The following is an 18,849-nucleotide window of genomic DNA, read 5'->3' as shown; positions in this document are numbered from 1 at the left end:
AGAAGGAGTATACAATACCCCTTCTAATCTTAATAACGTTAATTTTATCATATTCTACAGTAAGAATGATGGTTTCATCAAAAATTGTCCGTTTTTTTTCGTTTTTTAATTCATATATCTGAATTTTTCTACGACCACCGGTTGCAATTGCTTTCCTTGCAGCGCTTCTAATACTGTATCTTCCAGTAACTCCATGCGAGCTACCATTGAGTTCGGTTTTTTCTCTGGTGCATCTTGCCCGAATGGGACGAAGTAGATGTTTTTTGTTGCCATTAGGCGCATGAGATTTACCCCATTTAACCCTAAAGCATCATTCGTCGAAACTGCCAATACGACAGGCTTGCCATTTCTTAGCGTCGCTTTTGCTGCCATTAGTACTGGAGAGTCTGTCATTGCATTTGCAAATTTACTCATAGAATTTCCTGTTAAAGGAGCGATTACCATGCAGTCTAATGGAATTTTAGGTCCAAGTGGCTCTGCTCCAACAATTGAATTAATTGCTTTAAAACCTGTTATTTCTTCAATCTTCTTAATCCACTCTGCTCCTTCTCCAAATCTAGTATTTGTTGATTGAACAGTGTATGAAACAACAGGACGTACTTCTGCTCCTTCAGCAATTAATTTTTCTAAGTGCGGCATAACTTCCTCATACGTACAATGTGAACCTGTAAATCCGAAACCAATTCGTTTCCCCTTCAAACTCATTTCTTTTCCTCCTCCTTTGCGATTGCATCTGCTGCTAATAACTGAGAAAGAACATTTGCTAAGATTTGCCCAGCCGTTTTTGGGGCAACAATACCTGGTAATCCAGGTGCTAGCAATGCTTTGACTCCTCTTTTTTCCGCATATCTAAAGTCAGTACCGCCTGGTTTAGAAGCTAAATCAATCACTAACGTATGAGCTGGCATTTTTGCAATAACATTCGCTGTTACAACGAGGTGCGGAATCGTATTAATTACAATATCGATATTTCCTACTTCTTTCTCTATGTCTTGCATATGAAAAGGAGAAAACATCATTTCTGTAATACGTGCAATATGTTCAGATCGTCTTGCTCCAACTTTGACATGGGCTCCTAATGATTGAAATGCTCTCGCAACACTCATTCCTGTTCTACCAAATCCTAGAACCATTACATTGGACCCATGAATTGTATAGTCGGTATGTTGAATTACCATCATTAATGTACCTTCTACCGTTGGAATAGAATTGTATATTGCTACATCATCACGATCAAATAATTTAACAAGTTTTCGGTTCGTAGTAGATACGAGATTTTCCAAGTAAGGTGTACCAATACCTGAATATATAGTAAAGTGTTCTGGTGTATTTTCAATTTGTTCTTTCGTTATTGAAACTTTTTCATTTGAAAAAATAGTATCTACTTCTCCTTTGGCATTTGTACCGGCAACCGGCAAAATAATTGCGTCTACAGAAGTGAAATCTAAATTTTGTATACTTTCTTTTGCTGCCCCTGTGAAACCATGATCTAACTGATCAAAACCTATCAAAGAAAGTTTCGCATCCAATTCAACTAGCTTACGAATTACTTCTAGCTGCCTTGCATCTCCTCCTATGACAGCAATATGCATCTCAGTCAACATTCCCTAATTCACCTTCTTTTTCTGTCATTTATAAGAAAAGTGCCTACTTTTTCTTTTTCCTCCACATCATATGTAATGTACGAGTTTATGGTGATTGAAAATCCAAATGCACATATGATTTATCAGGTTTCTATGTAGATACAAAAAAAGATGACCAAAATGGCCATCCTTCACTCCGAATTTGAACGATCTATACTATCACAAAGAAGCATATCGTGTCCGACTTTCTTTATTTGACTCCATGCCACCCTTACTTCTTGTGGTTCCTTTTTAAAACCTCCCCACTTCCCTACAGGTATTATAAGTGTTTGTATTTGCCCGTCTTTCTCATTAATCTCTAAATCCATATAACCTAAGACTCCCATTTTTTCCGCTTTTTCTATATCTACAACCTCTTTACCACTTAATTCACTTAATCGCATACACACTCCACTCCCCTAATGAATTTTTCATTTGCATTGTCTATAATTAGTACCTATTCTATATGTATAAAAAAAATAACCTTCTCTCATTTAAAAAGAGAGAAGGTTATTTTTTATACATCGTAAAAATTGATTATAGTTTTATTCCTTTTGGAAGTTTTCCGTCTGGACTAATAAGTGCCGCAGAGAACTCGTCAGTAAACATATTGCGAATTAATCCGTCCACATTTTCTTTTGTTACAGTGTTTACACTTTCAATAATCTCATCAAGTGAACGATGTTTACGAAGAAGCAATTCATTTTTACCGTTACGGCTCATACGGCTATTTGTACTTTCTAAACTTAACATTAAGTTTCCTTTTAATTGCTCTTTACTATTCATAAGCTCTTTTTCTGTAATACCTGTATTTTTCAATGTCTCTAATGTTTCTTGCATTGTTTCATACAATGTATCTAATTGTTGGCTACCTGTTCCACCGTAAAGTGTTAACATGCCTGTATCTTCATAAGAAGAGTGGTAAGAAAATACTGAGTAAGCTAATCCACGTTGCTCACGTACTTCTTGGAATAAACGGCTACTCATGCTACCGCCTAAAACATTATTTAATACAATTAAGTTATAAATATCTTCGTGTCCCATTTGTAAGCCTTTATATCCTAGACATAAATGAGCTTGTTCCGTTTCTTTTTTACGGGCTACCTTATTGAAATGGAAAATTGGGCTATGTACTTGTTCACGGTTTGTTGTTCCTTCATAACTACCGAAATATTGCTCCACTGTTTGTAAAAATGCTTCATCAATATTTCCTGCGATTGATACAACTACATTTTCAGGTGTATAATGATCTTTTATATATTGACGTAACGTATCACCTGTAAACGTATTAAGCGTTTCTTCTGTTCCTAAAATAGGATATCCAAGTGGATGCGTTTCATATGTTGCTTTCGTTAACATATCATGCACAATATCATCTGGAGCATCTTCGTACATTTTAATTTCTTCACATACGACATTCTTCTCTTTTTTCAGTTCTTCCTCATCAAATGTTGAATTAAAGAACATATCTGCTAAAACATCTAAAGCATATTTAGCATGCTCATCTAATACTTTTGCATAGTAACATGTATATTCTTTTGAAGTAAATGCATTCACTTGACCACCAATGCTATCAAATGATTCTGCAATCTCTCGTGCACTACGTGTTTCTGTCCCTTTAAAGAACATATGCTCTAAAAAGTGAGAAATCCCATTATTTTTTTCATTTTCATTTCTTGATCCCGCATGGATCCAAATACCAATTGCAACCGATCTTACAGTTGGTATATTCTCCATAACTATTCTTACACCATTTTTACAAGTATATTTTTTAATCAAAAACTTTCCTCCTACTGCCAGTTTCTCTAAATAAAACGCTATTATTTAATGATAACAAGTTTAAGGATGAATGTCATGCAAATGTATTTAATCCACACGTTTTTCATCCAGTAATTCAGTTATATTCCCCACTTTATATCCTTGTTCCTTCAATTTTGTAATCATTATATCTAAAGCCTCTGCTGTAGACGAAGTAGGATGCATTAATATGATAGCACCTGGATGTATTTTTCTCATTACTCTCTGCAATAGTACATCCGGCTCAGGGCGCTTCCAATCAATCGTATCTACAGTCCACATAATCGTTCCCATTTGAAAATCATCTGCAATCTTTACGACTTCATCTCGAAAACTTCCACTCGGCGGGGCAAACCATCTTACTTTTTGATTCGTTACTACTTCTATCATTCGATTTGTTTTTTGTAACTGATCTCGTATTTCATCTGACGATAACGTTTTCATATTTGGATGTGTGTATGAGTGATTTCCAACTTCTTGTTTTGCATCGACAATCATTTTTGCAAATCGCAAATTTTCTTTCACCCAACGTCCTTCTAAAAAGAAAGTGGCCTTCACATCATGCTTTTTCAATATCTCTAATATGCGAGGCAAATACTCATTTCCCCATGCCACATTTATTGTTAATCCTACCATCTTTTTATTTGGATGCCCTCTATAAATTGGAGCTGGTGATAAATCTTCTAAATGAACACTCGGTGAGACTTCTTTGAATTCAAGATATTTTTGATCAAATTCCTTTAGCTTCTTCATATTATTATACGATGCTTCAATATCCACTTCTCTTCCATTATATCCAGGTGTTGCCTTCCATATTTTATCAATCATCGCATTTTGAGGTGCAATCTCATACTGTTTTGCATGCTTTTGAATTTCTTCATGCAAGTTATCTTGCGCAAAAACAGAATAAGAGCCTAAACTGACATATAAAGAAAATATACATATGTATGCCAATATACGAACTTTCATATAAACCCTCCCAAATTAACTATATAAAAACATTTTCTTCTTATCTTTGTTAATTTGAGCGTTATAATGAAAACTATACCTATACCGACATAAAAATATATTGAACATCATGTTTTTTACATAACAAAAAAAGCCAGTTAAACTGGCTTTTACTTATTGCTGCTCTTGTTTGTTTTCTTCTTTAGCAGCTTCTTTTTCTTGCTCTTCTTTTAGCAATACTTTTCTAGATAGATTTACGCGACCTTGCTTGTCAATCTCGATAACTTTAACCGTAATTACGTCACCGATTTTTACAACGTCTTCTACTTTACCTACACGCTCAAGTGCAAGTTCAGAAATGTGAACTAATCCATCTTTACCGCTGAATAATTCAACGAAAGCACCGAATTTCTCAACACGTTTCACTTTTCCTTCGTAGATTTCACCTACTTGTACTTCGCGAACGATATCTTCGATAATTTTCTTAGCTTTGTCGTTCATTTCTTGGTTTATTGAAGAAATGAATACTGTGCCATCTTGCTCGATGTCAATTTTAACGCCAGTTTCTTCAATAATTTTATTGATTTGTTTACCGCTCGGTCCGATAACGTCACGGATTTTATCTGGATTAATTGTCATTGTAATAATCTTTGGAGCGTACGCTGATAATTCAGTGCGTGGCTCTGGAATAACAGATAACATATGATTTAGAATGTGCACACGACCAACTTTTGCTTGTTGTAATGCCTCTTCTAAAATTTCACGAGATAGACCATCGATTTTAATGTCCATTTGTAGTGCAGTTACACCTTGTGCTGTACCTGCTACTTTAAAGTCCATATCACCTAAATGATCTTCCATACCTTGAATATCAGATAAAATTGTGTAATGCTCACCAGTTTTAACTAGACCCATTGCAATACCTGCAACTGGAGCTTTAAGTGGAACACCAGCATCCATCATTGCTAAAGTACTACCACAAATACTTGCTTGTGAAGTAGAACCATTTGATTCTAAAACTTCAGATACAAGACGTACTGTGTATGGGAAATCTTTTTCAGATGGAATTACAGGCTCAAGTGCGCGTTCTCCTAGTGCACCGTGACCGATTTCACGACGACCTGGTCCACGCATTGGTCTTGTTTCACCAACACTAAATGATGGGAAATTGTAATGGTGCATAAAGCGTTTTGATTCTTCTACACCAAGACCATCTAAAATTTGCACATCGCCTAATGCACCTAATGTACAAATACTTAATGCTTGTGTTTGTCCACGAGTGAACAAACCAGAACCGTGTGTACGAGATAAAATACCAACCTCTGATGCTAACGGACGGATTTCGTCACCTTTACGGCCATCTGGACGGATTTTTTCAACTGTAATAAGACGACGTACTTCTTCTTTTACAATTTTATATAAAATCTCATTTACTTGTCCTAATGTATCAGCGTCAGCTTCCTGCGCTTCGTAATGCTCAATAACACGTTTTTTCACTTCGTTAATTGCATCTTCACGTGCATGTTTCTCATGTACTTGAATTGCTGAATGCATATCTTCTTCAGCCATTTCACGTACAGCTTGGTTAAGATCAGCGTCAACTTCATAAAGTTTCACTTCTGATTTCTCTTTACCTACAGCTTGTACAATCTCTTCTTGGAATGCAATTAGACGTTTAATTTCGTCATGACCAAACATAATTGCTTCTAACATTGTTTCTTCAGGTACTTGATCTGCTCCTGCTTCAACCATGTTAATCGCATCTTTCGTACCAGCTACAACTAAGTGGATATCACTTTGTTCTTGCTGTTCTACTGTTGGGTTAATAACGAATTCGCCATTAATACGGCCAACTGTCGCACCAGCGATTGGACCTTCAAATGGAATATCTGAAATCGATAACGCTAATGAAGAACCAAGCATAGCTGCCATTTCAGAAGAACAATCTTGATCAACACTCATTACAATGCTGACAACTTGTACTTCGTTACGGAAGCCATCTGCGAATAGCGGACGAATTGGACGGTCGATTAAACGACTTGCCAAAATTGCTTTTTCACTTGGACGACCTTCACGCTTAATAAAACCGCCAGGAATTTTTCCGACTGCATATAAACGCTCTTCATAGTTTACTGTAAGTGGGAAGAAATCTACATTTTTTGCTTCTTTTGATGCAGTTGCTGTAGATAGAACCGCTGTATCGCCATATCTTACTAATACTGCTCCGTTCGCTTGTTTTGCAAGCTGACCAGTTTCAACTGTTAGCTGGCGACCAGCTAAATCTATCGAGAAGACTTGCTTTTCTTGACTCATTTAAGTACCCCTCTCAATTTAAAGTATTCAATTCTTCTATGTAAATGGATAGTATATCACAATATTCTACCTCTAGTATTGCCTAAAATTAAGTAAGCTATAAAGCGTAGAAGATATATTTTTACCTAACAAAAAAGCGGGAATATTCCCGCTTCTTTGACTATCGACGTAAGCCAAGCTTTGTGATTAATTCACGGTAACGTGTGATATCGCTATTACGAAGGTAAGTTAGTAAGTTACGACGTTTACCAACCATCTTTAATAGACCACGACGTGAATGATGATCTTTCTTGTGAGTACGTAAGTGCTCGTTTAGAGTGTTAATTTGCTCCGTTAGGACAGCAATTTGAACCTCTGGAGAACCAGTATCAGTCTCATGAGTTCTAAATTGTGCAATGATTTCATTTTTACGTTCTTGTGTTAAAGCCATCCTATTTCACCTCCTATTAATTAAACCCCCAATTACCTAGCAAGCGTCGGTGAGTCGCAATGCCAAGCAATGGTTGTCATAAAGTACATAACATAGAATACTACTTTTCATTTGAAAAAGCAAGTATATTCTTTTCGCTCATAAAATATTCTTGTGCTGTTTTCTTATCTTTTGCGATTTGTTCAACTAACTCATCAATACCGTTGAATTTCTTTTCTGCTCTTATACGCATATGCCACTCTACTGTAACATTTTGATCGTATATATCTTTGTTAAATTCAAATAAGTGCACTTCAATTGATAATTGACGCTCATCTTCTTTAAAAGTCGGTTTATATCCAATATTACATACACCATCGTACCATTCATCGTGAACTTTTAATCTCACTGCATAAACACCTACAGGTGGCAATAAATACTCATCACTTAAACCTACATTAGCTGTTGGAAAACCAATTTGACGCCCACGTTTGTCGCCGTGTATAACTGTTCCCGCCACAGTATAGGCTCTACCTAAAATAGATGGAATTTGCTCCATTTCGCCATTTCGAATTAACTTTCGTAATGCTGTAGAACTTACTTTCTCTTCTTGAAATTCAACTTTTTCAATCACAGTCTGTGTAAACTCCCCTCTTGCATGAAATGGTAAAGTCTCCATCTTTCCTTTTCCTAAACGTCCATATGAATAATCAAACCCTGCTACTACATGCTTTACATTTAAACCAATAATATAATCATCTACAAATTGTTGCGGTAATAACCCTGCAAATGATTCATCAAATTTAATCACATATAATATATCGATTCCTAAGCTTTCGACTATTTTTTCTTTATCGCGCATTGGTGTAATATACTCCACATGCGCATCCTTTTTCCCTAAAACAACAGATGGATGAGGATGAAATGTCATAACTGCACTTTTATATCCTCGTTCGTCCGCTATTTTTTTCGCAGTTCGAATTACACATTGATGTCCTAAATGAATGCCATCAAAAAATCCTAATGCCATTACAGTAGGTGGTAATTCTAATTTATTTTGTTCATGTGGATGAGTTAAATGAATAAGTTTCACGCTTGAATTCACCTTTTTCTGTAATAATCCTTCCAATAATTCATTATAGCTTTAGTTCTTGATTATTCACAAGTACTTTCATCGGCTTTAACATGCCAGGATGTTTCGGATGATGTTCATAAATTGCTAAGCAACGATCATTTTTATCAAACACTGTAATAAATGGTGCTGTTATTTCTAATTCATTCTTTAAGAACATACCATTCTTTATTTTCTCTGCTTGCTTTTCATCTACAACCATTTTTGGAAACTTACTTAATGCTTCATCAATTGAAATGAAGATAGACTCTACTGTTCCATTTTGCACGTTTTCTTCAATTTCTTCAAATGATATGCAATCTTCTAATAAAAATTCACCAGATGCCGTTCTTACAAGGTGAGACATATGTGATGGGAAACCAAGTTTCTCCCCGATCATTACAGCTAATGTTCTTACATATGTTCCTTTACTACACGTTACACGGAAACGGAATGAAATATTTTCACCTTCAAAAACTTCACGATCATCAAGTAATACGAATTCATGAATTGTAATTGTACGAACTGGACGTTCCACCTCTTGTCCTGCTCTTGCATATTCATATAATTTTTTCCCGTTTACTTTTACAGCCGAGAACATTGGTGGCATTTGTTCAATCGTGCCTGTTAATTCCGCAAGAGCTTTCTCTACTTCCATACGAGTAATAGTACGATCTACATTTTTCGTTTCAACAACCTCACCAGAAGCGTCTTCAGTTGTCGTTGAAAACCCTAATGTTACTTCACCTTCATATGTTTTCGTTTCACTTGTTAAAAATTGTGCAATTTTCGTTGCTCGTCCCACACAAATAGGTAATACTCCTGTTACATCTGGATCTAATGTTCCCGTATGACCAATTCTCTTTTCTCGCAATATCTTTCTTAATTTAAATACACAATCATGTGATGTCATGCCTTTTGGCTTATGTAATAATACTACACCTTCCATATATGTTCACCTCATCATAATTCTTTCGTATTAAATATCCAAAACTTATTTTGCATTGAAAAAATGGATAGACAAATGTCTATCCATTATTCTTCACGTTTACCGTCTTTATTAATTTCATGTAAAAGTGTATCAATTCGATGACCATATCCGATAGACTCATCAAACTCAAAGGTAATTTCCGGTGTTTTACGAAGACGAATACGTTGGCCAATTTCTGAACGAATAAAGCCTTTTGCCTTCGCTAAACCTTTTAAAGTATTTTCTTTCTGTTCTTCGTCACCTAAAACAGAAATATATACTTTAGCAATTTGTAAATCACCACTCACTTGTACATCTGTTACTGTAACAAATCCAATACGTGGGTCTTTAATTTTACGACTGATAATATCGCCTAATTCTTTTTTCATTTGCTCGCCCACACGGTTCGCACGTAATTTCATAACTCTTCACCTCATTCAATACCATTCCAAATGTGTTATTGTACGTTCAATTTCAGGAAATGAATCGATGTACTCAAGTACACGATTCATTTCTTTTTCACAGATAACACGATTTGAGGATACGGAAACAATTGCAATTTCTGTACGTTGCCATACATCTTGATGCCCAACTTCAGAAACAGCTACATTATAGCGCTGTTTCACACGAGTTAACACACGTTGTAAAATTGCACGTTTCTCTTTTAAAGAATGCACATCGTAAATCATACACTCGAATGAGAGTGAAGCGATAATCATCGCTTCACTTCTTCCATAATGTACGCTTCAATGATGTCCCCTTCTTTAAGATCATTATATCTCTCAATTGTAATACCACACTCATAGTTTTGTGCAACTTCTTTTACGTCGTCTTTGAAACGTTTTAACGTATCAAGTTGTCCTTCGAAAATTACTACGCCGTCACGGATAATACGTACGCCACTATCACGCGTAATTTTACCGTCTGTTACGTAACAACCTGCGATTGTTCCAACTTTTGTTACTTTAAACGTTTGACGAACTTCTGCTTGACCGATTACTTTTTCTTCGAATTCTGGATCAAGCATACCTTGCATCGCTGCTTCAATCTCTTCGATTACTTTATAAATAATACGGTGTAAACGAATATCAACGTTCTCTAATTCAGCTGTACGCTTCGCGTTCACATCTGGACGTACGTTAAATCCAATTACAATTGCATTAGATGCAGAAGCTAAAATGATATCAGATTCTGTAATCGCACCTACACCAGTGTGAATGATTTTAACTTTTACACCTTCAACATCAATTTTACGAAGTGATGCTGCCATCGCTTCAACAGAACCTTGTACGTCTGCTTTTACGATTAAGTTAATTTCTTTTACATCGCCCTCTTGGATTTGTTGGAATAAATCTTCAAGGCTTAATTTAGATTTCTCACCACGTTGTGCAACTAAAGCTTCTTGTGCACGTGATTCACCGATTTGACGAGCTTTCTTCTCATCAGCGAATGCCATGAAACGATCTCCAGCCTGTGGTACTTCGTTTAAACCAGTAATTTCAACAGGAGTTGATGGACCAGCAACTTTTACACGACGACCAATATCACTTACCATTGCACGAACACGTCCGAATGAAGTTCCAACAACGATTGGATCTCCAACTCGAAGCGTACCGTTTTGAACAAGTAATGTCGCGATAGTTCCTTTACCTTTATCAAGCTGTGCTTCGATTACTGTACCAGTTGCATAGCGGTTTGGATTTGCTTTATATTCTTCTACTTCACTTACAAGAAGGATCATTTCTAGTAAGTTGTCAATGCCTTCGCCTTGAATTGCAGAAATTGGTACGAAAATAGTATCTCCGCCCCAAGCTTCTGGAACTAATTCATATTCTGTTAGTTCTTGCATTACGCGATCAGGGTTTGCAGCTGGTTTATCCATTTTATTCACAGCAACAATAATTGGTACTCCTGCTGCCTTCGCATGGTTAATTGCTTCAACCGTTTGTGGCATAACACCGTCATCCGCTGCAACAACAAGGATTGTAATATCCGTTACTTGTGCACCACGAGCACGCATCGTTGTAAATGCTGCGTGACCAGGTGTATCTAAGAATGTAATCTTCTTATCGTTTACTTCAACTTGATATGCACCGATATGCTGAGTAATTCCACCCGCTTCGCCTGCAGTTACTTTTGAGTTACGAATAGAATCCAGTAATGTTGTTTTACCGTGGTCAACGTGTCCCATGATTGTAACTACAGCTGGACGTTCTTTTAAGTTCTCTTCATCATCTTGCTCATCAATGAATGTTTCAAACTCAGTCTCGCTCACAATTACTTCTTCTTCTACTTCAATACCGTAGTCGTTAGCAATTAACTCAATTGTATCTTTATCCAAGTCTTGGTTAATTGTTGCCATAATTCCAAGCATGAAGAGCTTCTTAATAATTTCAGATGGCTCTTTGCTTAATTTTTTAGCAAGATCTCCTACTGTAAGGCTTCCAGAGAAAGTAATTTTATCTGGTGTTTCTACAATTTGAGTTTGTTGTCTACCAGCAAAGTTCTCTTGACGTTTGTCTTCGTTCCCTTTGCCTTTTTTCTTTTTCTTATTGCTGTTCTTTTTACTGCGAACAACTTTTTCTTCTACTTCAAACTCATCTGCAACAGAAGGTTTTTCAGTTTGATATTCATTATCTAATTTATTTACTACTTCATCGTCTAACATTGTCATATGATTCGAAACCTCGATATTCATTTCTTTTAGTTTTGTCATAAGATCTTTACTTGAGATATTATGTTTTTTTGCATATTCATGCACTCGAATTTTACTCATACCTTCACCCCCGGTAATTTGTATCGAGCATGCTACGCAGCTTTTTCGCAAAGCCTTCATCTAACACAGCTACAACGACTCGCTCATCTCTCCCAATCGCATGCCCTAATTGTTGTCGATTTTCGACCTTTCTCATTGGTACGTTGTAATACGTAGTTTTATCTGTGATGCGTTTTGTAGTATTTACTGACGCATCTTCAGATAGCAATACAAGTTTTGCTTTGCCACTTCGTACTTCTTTTAAAACGAGTTCTTCACCCGAAATAATTTTCCGAGCCCGGTTTGCTAGTCCTAAAAACGATTTCCAATCGGACACTTATTTCGACTCCTTCTCAACAAGCTCAAGAAGCTCTTCATATAAAGAACCGTCGATTTTCGCTTTTAGATGATGTTCCAAAACATTTTTCTTTTGAGCTTGAAGAATGCTCTCCTTGTCCTTCGACAAGTAAGCACCTCGTCCTGATTTTTTCCCAGTTAAATCAATGGACACTTCTCCCTCTTTGGAACGAACAATGCGAACGAGCTCTCGTTTTGATTTCATTTCTTGCGTTGCAACACATTTTCGTAACGGAACTTTTCGATTGCTCATACTCATCACCTCTATTCGATTTCGTCTTCCACTGAATCGAATCCAAATGCGATTACGCTATCTTCTTCTGTTACAATACCAAGTTGTTTCGCATCAGACTCACTCTTAATGTCAATTTTCCAGCCTGTTAATTTAGCTGCAAGACGTGCATTTTGTCCACGCTTACCGATAGCTAATGATAGCTGGTGGTCTGGAACAACTACTGTTGTCGCTTTTTCTTCTTCATCTACAAGTACTTTAACAACTTGTGATGGGCTTAATGCATTTGCAACATATTCAACTGGATCATTTGACCAGCGAACGATGTCAATTTTTTCACCTTTTAATTCGTCTACAATGCGTTGTACACGTTGCCCTTTTGGTCCTACACAAGAACCAACTGGATCAACATCAGTGTTCTCTGCATATACAGAGATTTTAGAGCGATCGCCAGCTTCACGTGCTACAGAACGAATTTCTACAGTTCCATCATAGATTTCAGGAACTTCCATTTCGAATAAACGTTTTAAAAGACCAGGATGTGTACGTGATACGTAAATTTGTGGTCCTTTTGTCGTTTTTTCTACTTTCGTAATGAATACGCGAATACGATCATGTGGTTTGTATTGCTCATTAGGCATTTGCTCACTTACAGGTAATAAAGCTTCTACTTTTCCTAAGCTTACATAGATGAAACGAGCATCTTGACGTTGTACAATACCTACCATAATATCTTCTTCACGGTCACTAAACTCAGAGTAAATAACACCGCGCTCTGCTTCACGCACTCGTTGTGTTACAACTTGTTTTGCAGTTTGTGCTGCAATACGACCAAAGTCTTTTGGTGTTACTTCAATTTCTAGTACGTCACCATCTTGATAGTTTGGATTAATTTGTCTTGCTTCCTCTACAGAAATTTCAAGACGTGGATCAAACACATTGTCTACTACGTCTTTACGTGCTAAAACTTGAATTGTTCCCACTTCTGGGTTAAAGCTCACACGAACGTTTTGTGCTTGATTAAAATTGCGCTTATAAGCAGAGATTAAAGCTGCTTCAATCGCATCAATAATAATGTCTTTGCTAATGCCTTTTTCAGATTCTAATACGAGCAAAGCATCTAATAACTCAGTGCTCATGAAGATCCCCCTTCTAACTAAAACGTAACAGCAAGTCGCGCATTTGCGACTTTATCCATCGAAATTTGGATTTCTTTTTTACGTGTTTTAATTGTTAATAATAATGTTATTGTTGTACCATCGTAAGAAAGCAGCTTTCCTTCAAACATCTTTTCACCATCAATCGGCTCATATGTTTTAATTGCCACTTGTTTTCCTACCGCTTGCTGGAAGTCTTTTTCTTTCTTTAATGGGCGTTCCGCTCCAGGAGATGATACATCCAAAAAGTAAAGATGAGGAATTGGGTCCTCTTTATCTAAAGCTTCGCTTAAACGTTCACTTACCGCACCGCATTCTTCAATGTCGACTCCCTTTTCAGAATCGATGAATACGCGTAAGAACCAGTCTTGTCCTTCTTTCACATACTCTACATCTACAAGTTCAAGATTTAACTCTTCAACGATCGGCTGCGCAAATGCTTCTACAACTTCTGTGACTTTCTTATCCATAAACAGCCTCCTTCCTGCCGTCATGTACCATTTAAAAGAAGAAGACCCCGCCAATTTAAAAACGGTCTATCTTATTCTTTCTCGTTAGCTAACAAAAGCCCCTGCTGTTCAGCAGGGATTATCTGTCTTAGTATTACCAAATTTAAGAAGTAAAACTTGTAACAAAATATGTATATACGACAGAAATCTTTTACCTATCTACGTAGATAAAACATAGATAGTAACACGAAAGAGTGGGTTTCCCCACTCTTTTCTTTACACAATATACATGACATGGTTATCTCGGTTAATAGTATATCATAGGAAATGTTGATTTGCAAAGACTTTTCCTACCTACTAGAACAGTGATAACTGGTTTTGATCCGGTAAGTCTCCTAAACAACCTTGGCTATCTAAATACTCAATAATTGTTTTCGAAACCTTACTTCGCTGTTGCAAGTCTTCTTTTGATAAGAAGTCTCCATTTTTACGTGCTTCTACAATACTTAAAGCTGCGTTTGTGCCAAGACCAGGTACTGCATTAAATGGAGGGATTAATGTATCTCCATCAATAATAAATTCTGTTGCATGTGAGCGGTATAAATCCACCTTTTGGAATGAGTATCCACGCTCACACATTTCAAGTGTCATTTCTAGTACCGTTAATAAACTCTTCTCTTTCGGCGCAGCATCGAGTCCCTTTTGAGCAATTTCATCAATTCTTGCACGTATAGATGCTGAACCTTTCGCCATTGCCTCTACATCAAAATCATCTGCACGAACTGTAAAATATGCGGCATAGAATAACAGTGCAAAATGTACTTTAAAGTATGCGATACGTACAGCCATAAGTACGTAAGCAGCCGCATGGGCTTTAGGGAACATGTATTTAATCTTCTTACATGAATCAATATACCAACCTGGTACATTATTATTTTTCATGTCTTCTTCCCATTCTTCCGGTACACCTTTACCTTTACGAACCGACTCCATGATTTTGAAGGCTAATGATGGATCTAGACCTTGATAGATTAAATATACCATGATGTCATCACGACAACCGATAACTTCGCTCAGCGTACATGTACCGTTATAAATTAACTCGTTTGCATTACCAAGCCATACGTCAGTACCATGTGATAGTCCAGAAATTTGGACTAACTCTGAGAATGTCGTCGGTTTTGTCTCTTCTAACATCTGTCTTACGAATTTTGTACCAAACTCTGGTATACCAAGTGTACCTGTTTTACAGTTAATTTGTTCTTCCGTTACCCCTAACGATTCTGGACCAGAGAAAATTTTCATTACTTCTGGATCATCCGTTGGGATTGTTTTCGGATCAATACCACTTAAATCTTGTAACATACGAATAACGGTCGGATCATCGTGTCCTAGTATATCAAGTTTCAATAAATTATCATGAATCGAGTGGAAATCAAAATGCGTTGTTCTCCATTCAGCACCAATTGAATCAGCTGGATACTGTATTGGTGAGAAATCAAAGATATCCATGTAATCTGGCACAACGATAATACCGCCTGGATGCTGTCCTGTTGTACGTTTTACACCGGTACACCCTGCTACTAAGCGATCAATCTCTGCATTTCGAATCGTTAAGTTATGATCATTTGCATAACCTTTTACATATCCGTAAGCAGTTTTTTCCGCAACTGTACCAATCGTTCCTGCACGATATACATAGTCTTCACCGAACAGTACTTTCGTATAGTTATGGGCACGTGGTTGGTATTCCCCGGAGAAGTTCAAATCGATATCGGGTACCTTATCTCCTTTAAATCCAAGGAACGTTTCGAACGGAATGTCATGTCCATCTTTTACATATGGAATATTACAAGCAGGGCATTCTTTATCTGGTAAGTCAAAACCAGAACCTACAGAACCATCATTAAAGAATTCTGATTGCTTACACTTCGGACATACATAGTGTGGTGGTAATGGGTTTACTTCTGTAATTTCCATCATCGTTGCAACAAATGATGACCCTACCGATCCACGCGAACCTACTAGATATCCGTCTACTAACGATTTTTTCACAAGCTTATGTGAAATTAAATAAATTACGGCGAATCCATGCCCAATAATACTTTTTAATTCTTTTTCTAAACGTGCTTCTACAATTTCCGGTAGCTCTTCACCATAAATGCTACGCGCCATTTTATAACTCATATCACGCGTTTCATCATCAGCACCTTCAATTTTCGGTGTGTATAGATCGTCTTTTACTGGATGCACATCACCAATTAATGACGCAATCTTTTGTGTATTCGTTACAACAACTTCTTTCGCTTTGTCTTCACCTAAGAATGAAAAACATTCTAACATTTCATCAGTTGTACGGAAATGTACTGGCGGTAATGAATGTCGATTTAACGGATTGGCTCCGCCCTGCGAACTGACTAAAATTTTACGATACATTGCATCCTCAGGGTCTAAATAATGCACGTTTCCTGTAGCAACAACTGGTTTATCTAACGTCTCACCTAGTTTTACTAAGTTAGAAATAATTGTTTTTAATTGACCTTCGTCTCGAACAAGTTCACGTTCTACTAAATGACGCAACACCTCTGGAGGCATTACTTCAATGTAATCATAGAACTGGGCAATTTCTTCTACCTCTTCAGGTGCCTTTTGCATCATTGCCTCGAACACTTCACCTTTATCACAAGCCGTTCCTACTAAAATTCCTTCACGGTATTTTTTTAATAGTGACCTCGGCACACGTGGTACACGGTAAAAGTAATTAAGGTGAGAATATGAAACAAGTTTATATAAATTTTTCAATCCAACATCTGATGTGGCAAGTAACGTCATATGACTTGGACGGCCACGCTTATACGCATCCCCTTGTCCCATGCTATCATTTAATTGATCGTGATATTCAAATCCCTTTTCAATTACGTCTTTCAACATTTTCACAAGTAAATATCCCGTCGCTTCTGTATCATAAATCGCACGGTGATGTTGTGTTAATTCAATATCAAGTTTTTTACACATCGTATTTAATCGATGATTTTTCATTTCTGGGAATAAGAATCGTGCAAGTTCTAACGTATCAATAACGGGGTTATTCGTTTTTTCTAGTCCAGCCTTTTTAAAACCTACGTTAATAAAGCCCATATCAAAGCTCGCGTTATGAGCAACAAGTGTATGGTCGCCCATCCATTCCTCAAACTTTTTAAACACTTCGTCCACTTCAGGTGCATCAGTTAACATATCATCTGTAATACCTGTCAATTCAATAATCGTCGCTGATAATGGTTGATGTGGATTTGCGAAAGATTCAAAGCGATCAATAATTTCGCCACCCTTTACTTTTACGGCAGCCAACTCAATGACTGTATCGTATACAGCTGATAAACCTGTCGTCTCAACGTCGAAAACAACATACGTTTCCTCTGCAAGTAAACGATGCGCTTCGTTATACGCTATCGGTACACCATCATTAACTAGATTTGCTTCTACACCATATATAACTTTAACTCCAGCCTTCTTTCCCGCAGAATACGCCTCTGGGAAAGACTGAGCCACGGCATGGTCTGTAACCGCAATAGCCTCATGTCCCCATTTACCAGCTTGAGCAACAAGCTTAGAAACTGGAGTGACAGCGTCCATTTGACTCATCGGAGTATGGAGATGCAGCTCTACTCGTTTTTCGCCTTCTGGTGCTTTATCTTTACGAGACGGTCCTGTTATTTCATTAATATCATTTGCAATCATTACTAAATCTCGAACGAATGTATCGTTTTGAACAGAACCACGCGCTTTCACCCACATTCCTTTTTTCAAGGATTGCAGCATTGGAATATCTTCTTTGTCACGCGAGAACATTTTGATCATAATAGAATCCGTATAATCCGTTATTTTTAAAGTTAATAACGTACGTCCACTACGAAGCTCTTTTGTTTCTACATGGAAGACATATCCTTGAACCGTTTTTCTTCTTTCTTCATCTTGAATTTCTCGCATCGGTGTAATCTCTTCATCTGGCTTAATAAGATACCCGAGTGTAATCGGTCCTTCATACACAACACTGCTTTCTTCAGCTTGCTTCTTCGCCATTTCTTCCATAGCTTGTATAACACGCTCGCGGTCTTCTTGCTGCGTTTGTTCACGAAACTTTTGCATTTCTTCTGTATTTTGCTGTATATGTGTGTCTAACTGAAAACGCGGGAATCCAAAAACTTCGTATTGATCCCCTACTGGTTTCGCAACGTTTTTCTTTAAAGCAGTAGACTCCAGCTCGTTATTCACATTTATTAGCAACTTCACTCCATTCACCTGCGGAAGCTGCTTCTTTAAGTATGCGAACATAGGTGAAAATGTAATTCGTTCCGTACAAAGCGGCCAATACGCCCTCACTTCTTCTTCTGTAAATTGTTTATTCTCTGTTTCTAATGCAAATGTTGTTCTTGCAATATGAGAAAATGATTGCTTAAGCTTTTTTTCTAGCAATTCATATAATTCTGTAGGCAAAATACGTGGCACCTGTAAATCAAAATGCCAACTTTTATTCGCTTTATCAATAACGAGCCTTTCAATACCACCGCCTTGTAAATATTGATTTATAAGGTCGTCTGGTATTTGCAACTGCTGGAGCAAAATTTGAAATCGCTCTTGTTGTTCATTTGTTAAAGACATAAGCACTCTCCTTCCATTTGCTATTATAAATTGAAACGTACCACAAAGAAAGATTTCTCACCTCTTCTTT

17 protein-coding genes are annotated in these 18,849 nt (G+C 37.1%); all 17 read right to left on the bottom strand.

Going from position 1 to position 18,849, the window contains the following annotated elements:
- Positions 1-105: 105 nt before the first annotated feature.
- Positions 106-705 carry a dipicolinate synthase subunit B gene (dpaB, locus tag ACTFP3_RS15265; protein ID WP_000053596.1) on the bottom strand — a complete coding sequence of 200 codons (600 nt, stop codon included), beginning with the start codon at positions 703-705 and terminating at the stop codon, positions 106-108.
- Complete coding sequence (gene dpaA / locus ACTFP3_RS15260; protein WP_000954735.1) at positions 702-1,604, bottom strand: dipicolinic acid synthetase subunit A; 903 nt, start codon at positions 1,602-1,604, stop codon at positions 702-704. Before dpaA ends, dpaB begins: the two co-directional genes overlap by 4 nt.
- 170 nt (positions 1,605-1,774) lie before the next feature.
- Complete coding sequence (locus ACTFP3_RS15255; protein ID WP_001239759.1) at positions 1,775-2,026, bottom strand: YlmC/YmxH family sporulation protein; 252 nt, start codon at positions 2,024-2,026, stop codon at positions 1,775-1,777.
- 133 nt (positions 2,027-2,159) lie between these two features.
- A complete protein-coding gene (locus ACTFP3_RS15250) occupies positions 2,160-3,401 on the bottom strand; it encodes a M16 family metallopeptidase (protein ID WP_000592996.1) in 1,242 nt (413 codons plus the stop codon).
- 87 nt (positions 3,402-3,488) lie between these two features.
- Positions 3,489-4,388, bottom strand: coding sequence for a polysaccharide deacetylase family protein (locus tag ACTFP3_RS15245; RefSeq protein WP_149215167.1), 900 nt, complete (start codon positions 4,386-4,388; stop codon positions 3,489-3,491).
- A 153-nt stretch (positions 4,389-4,541) separates the two neighbouring features.
- Positions 4,542-6,680: a polyribonucleotide nucleotidyltransferase gene (pnp, locus tag ACTFP3_RS15240; protein ID WP_000076737.1), complete on the bottom strand. Its 2,139-nt coding sequence runs from the start codon at positions 6,678-6,680 to the stop codon at positions 4,542-4,544.
- A 160-nt stretch (positions 6,681-6,840) separates the two neighbouring features.
- Positions 6,841-7,110, bottom strand: a complete 270-nt coding sequence (gene rpsO / locus ACTFP3_RS15235) for a 30S ribosomal protein S15 (RefSeq protein WP_001229392.1) — start codon at positions 7,108-7,110, stop codon at positions 6,841-6,843.
- Between the two features lie 100 nt (positions 7,111-7,210).
- Entirely contained in the window at positions 7,211-8,182 is a 972-nt protein-coding gene (gene ribF / locus ACTFP3_RS15230) for a bifunctional riboflavin kinase/FAD synthetase (protein WP_000766706.1), read from the bottom strand.
- A 43-nt stretch (positions 8,183-8,225) separates the two neighbouring features.
- Positions 8,226-9,149 (bottom strand): tRNA pseudouridine(55) synthase TruB, encoded by a 924-nt coding sequence (gene truB / locus ACTFP3_RS15225; protein WP_000399350.1) that lies wholly within the window; start codon positions 9,147-9,149, stop codon positions 8,226-8,228.
- A gap of 86 nt (positions 9,150-9,235) precedes the next feature.
- Complete coding sequence (gene rbfA, locus ACTFP3_RS15220) at positions 9,236-9,592, bottom strand: 30S ribosome-binding factor RbfA (protein ID WP_000776437.1); 357 nt, start codon at positions 9,590-9,592, stop codon at positions 9,236-9,238.
- Between the two features lie 15 nt (positions 9,593-9,607).
- The gene (locus tag ACTFP3_RS15215; protein ID WP_000582363.1) at positions 9,608-9,889 is read right to left on the bottom strand and encodes a DUF503 domain-containing protein; all 282 of its coding nucleotides are present in this window, start codon (positions 9,887-9,889) and stop codon (positions 9,608-9,610) included.
- Positions 9,886-11,946: a translation initiation factor IF-2 gene (gene infB / locus ACTFP3_RS15210; protein WP_000036343.1), complete on the bottom strand. Its 2,061-nt coding sequence runs from the start codon at positions 11,944-11,946 to the stop codon at positions 9,886-9,888. Before infB ends, ACTFP3_RS15215 begins: the two co-directional genes overlap by 4 nt.
- A 4-nt stretch (positions 11,947-11,950) precedes the next feature.
- Positions 11,951-12,262, bottom strand: a complete 312-nt coding sequence (locus ACTFP3_RS15205) for a YlxQ family RNA-binding protein (protein WP_001286523.1) — start codon at positions 12,260-12,262, stop codon at positions 11,951-11,953.
- Positions 12,263-12,535, bottom strand: coding sequence for an RNase P modulator RnpM (rnpM, locus tag ACTFP3_RS15200; RefSeq protein WP_000071127.1), 273 nt, complete (start codon positions 12,533-12,535; stop codon positions 12,263-12,265).
- Between the two features lie 11 nt (positions 12,536-12,546).
- Positions 12,547-13,653, bottom strand: coding sequence for a transcription termination factor NusA (gene nusA / locus ACTFP3_RS15195; protein WP_000102604.1), 1,107 nt, complete (start codon positions 13,651-13,653; stop codon positions 12,547-12,549).
- Positions 13,654-13,670: 17 nt separating this feature from the next.
- Positions 13,671-14,141, bottom strand: coding sequence for a ribosome maturation factor RimP (rimP, locus tag ACTFP3_RS15190; RefSeq protein ID WP_000359096.1), 471 nt, complete (start codon positions 14,139-14,141; stop codon positions 13,671-13,673).
- A 336-nt stretch (positions 14,142-14,477) separates the two neighbouring features.
- Positions 14,478-18,779 (bottom strand): PolC-type DNA polymerase III, encoded by a 4,302-nt coding sequence (locus ACTFP3_RS15185; protein WP_326036313.1) that lies wholly within the window; start codon positions 18,777-18,779, stop codon positions 14,478-14,480.
- Positions 18,780-18,849: the final 70 nt, after the last annotated feature.

It is taken from the genome of Bacillus cereus group sp. MYBK5-2 (genome assembly GCF_051915685.1).
Lineage (GTDB): Bacteria > Bacillota > Bacilli > Bacillales > Bacillaceae_G > Bacillus_A > Bacillus_A cereus.
Note: the sequence above shows the minus strand (reverse complement) of the source record. Positions and strands in the feature narration are given on the sequence as shown.

Excerpts from the sequence above, each read along its gene's own strand:
- rbfA (WP_000776437.1), bottom strand. The coding sequence starts at position 9,592 with ATGAAATTACGTGCGAACCGTGTGGGCGAGCAAATGAAAAAAGAATTA.
- ACTFP3_RS15255 (WP_001239759.1), bottom strand. The coding sequence starts at position 2,026 with ATGCGATTAAGTGAATTAAGTGGTAAAGAGGTTGTAGATATAGAAAAA.
- infB (WP_000036343.1), bottom strand. The coding sequence starts at position 11,946 with ATGAGTAAAATTCGAGTGCATGAATATGCAAAAAAACATAATATCTCA.
- nusA (WP_000102604.1), bottom strand. The coding sequence starts at position 13,653 with ATGAGCACTGAGTTATTAGATGCTTTGCTCGTATTAGAATCTGAAAAA.
- rnpM (WP_000071127.1), bottom strand. The coding sequence starts at position 12,535 with ATGAGCAATCGAAAAGTTCCGTTACGAAAATGTGTTGCAACGCAAGAA.
- rpsO (WP_001229392.1), bottom strand. The coding sequence starts at position 7,110 with ATGGCTTTAACACAAGAACGTAAAAATGAAATCATTGCACAATTTAGA.
- ACTFP3_RS15185 (WP_326036313.1), bottom strand. The coding sequence starts at position 18,779 with ATGTCTTTAACAAATGAACAACAAGAGCGATTTCAAATTTTGCTCCAG.
- ACTFP3_RS15245 (WP_149215167.1), bottom strand. The coding sequence starts at position 4,388 with ATGAAAGTTCGTATATTGGCATACATATGTATATTTTCTTTATATGTC.
- pnp (WP_000076737.1), bottom strand. The coding sequence starts at position 6,680 with ATGAGTCAAGAAAAGCAAGTCTTCTCGATAGATTTAGCTGGTCGCCAG.
- dpaB (WP_000053596.1), bottom strand. The coding sequence starts at position 705 with ATGAGTTTGAAGGGGAAACGAATTGGTTTCGGATTTACAGGTTCACAT.
- dpaA (WP_000954735.1), bottom strand. The coding sequence starts at position 1,604 with ATGTTGACTGAGATGCATATTGCTGTCATAGGAGGAGATGCAAGGCAG.
- rimP (WP_000359096.1), bottom strand. The coding sequence starts at position 14,141 with ATGGATAAGAAAGTCACAGAAGTTGTAGAAGCATTTGCGCAGCCGATC.
- ACTFP3_RS15215 (WP_000582363.1), bottom strand. The coding sequence starts at position 9,889 with ATGATTATCGCTTCACTCTCATTCGAGTGTATGATTTACGATGTGCAT.
- truB (WP_000399350.1), bottom strand. The coding sequence starts at position 9,149 with ATGGAAGGTGTAGTATTATTACATAAGCCAAAAGGCATGACATCACAT.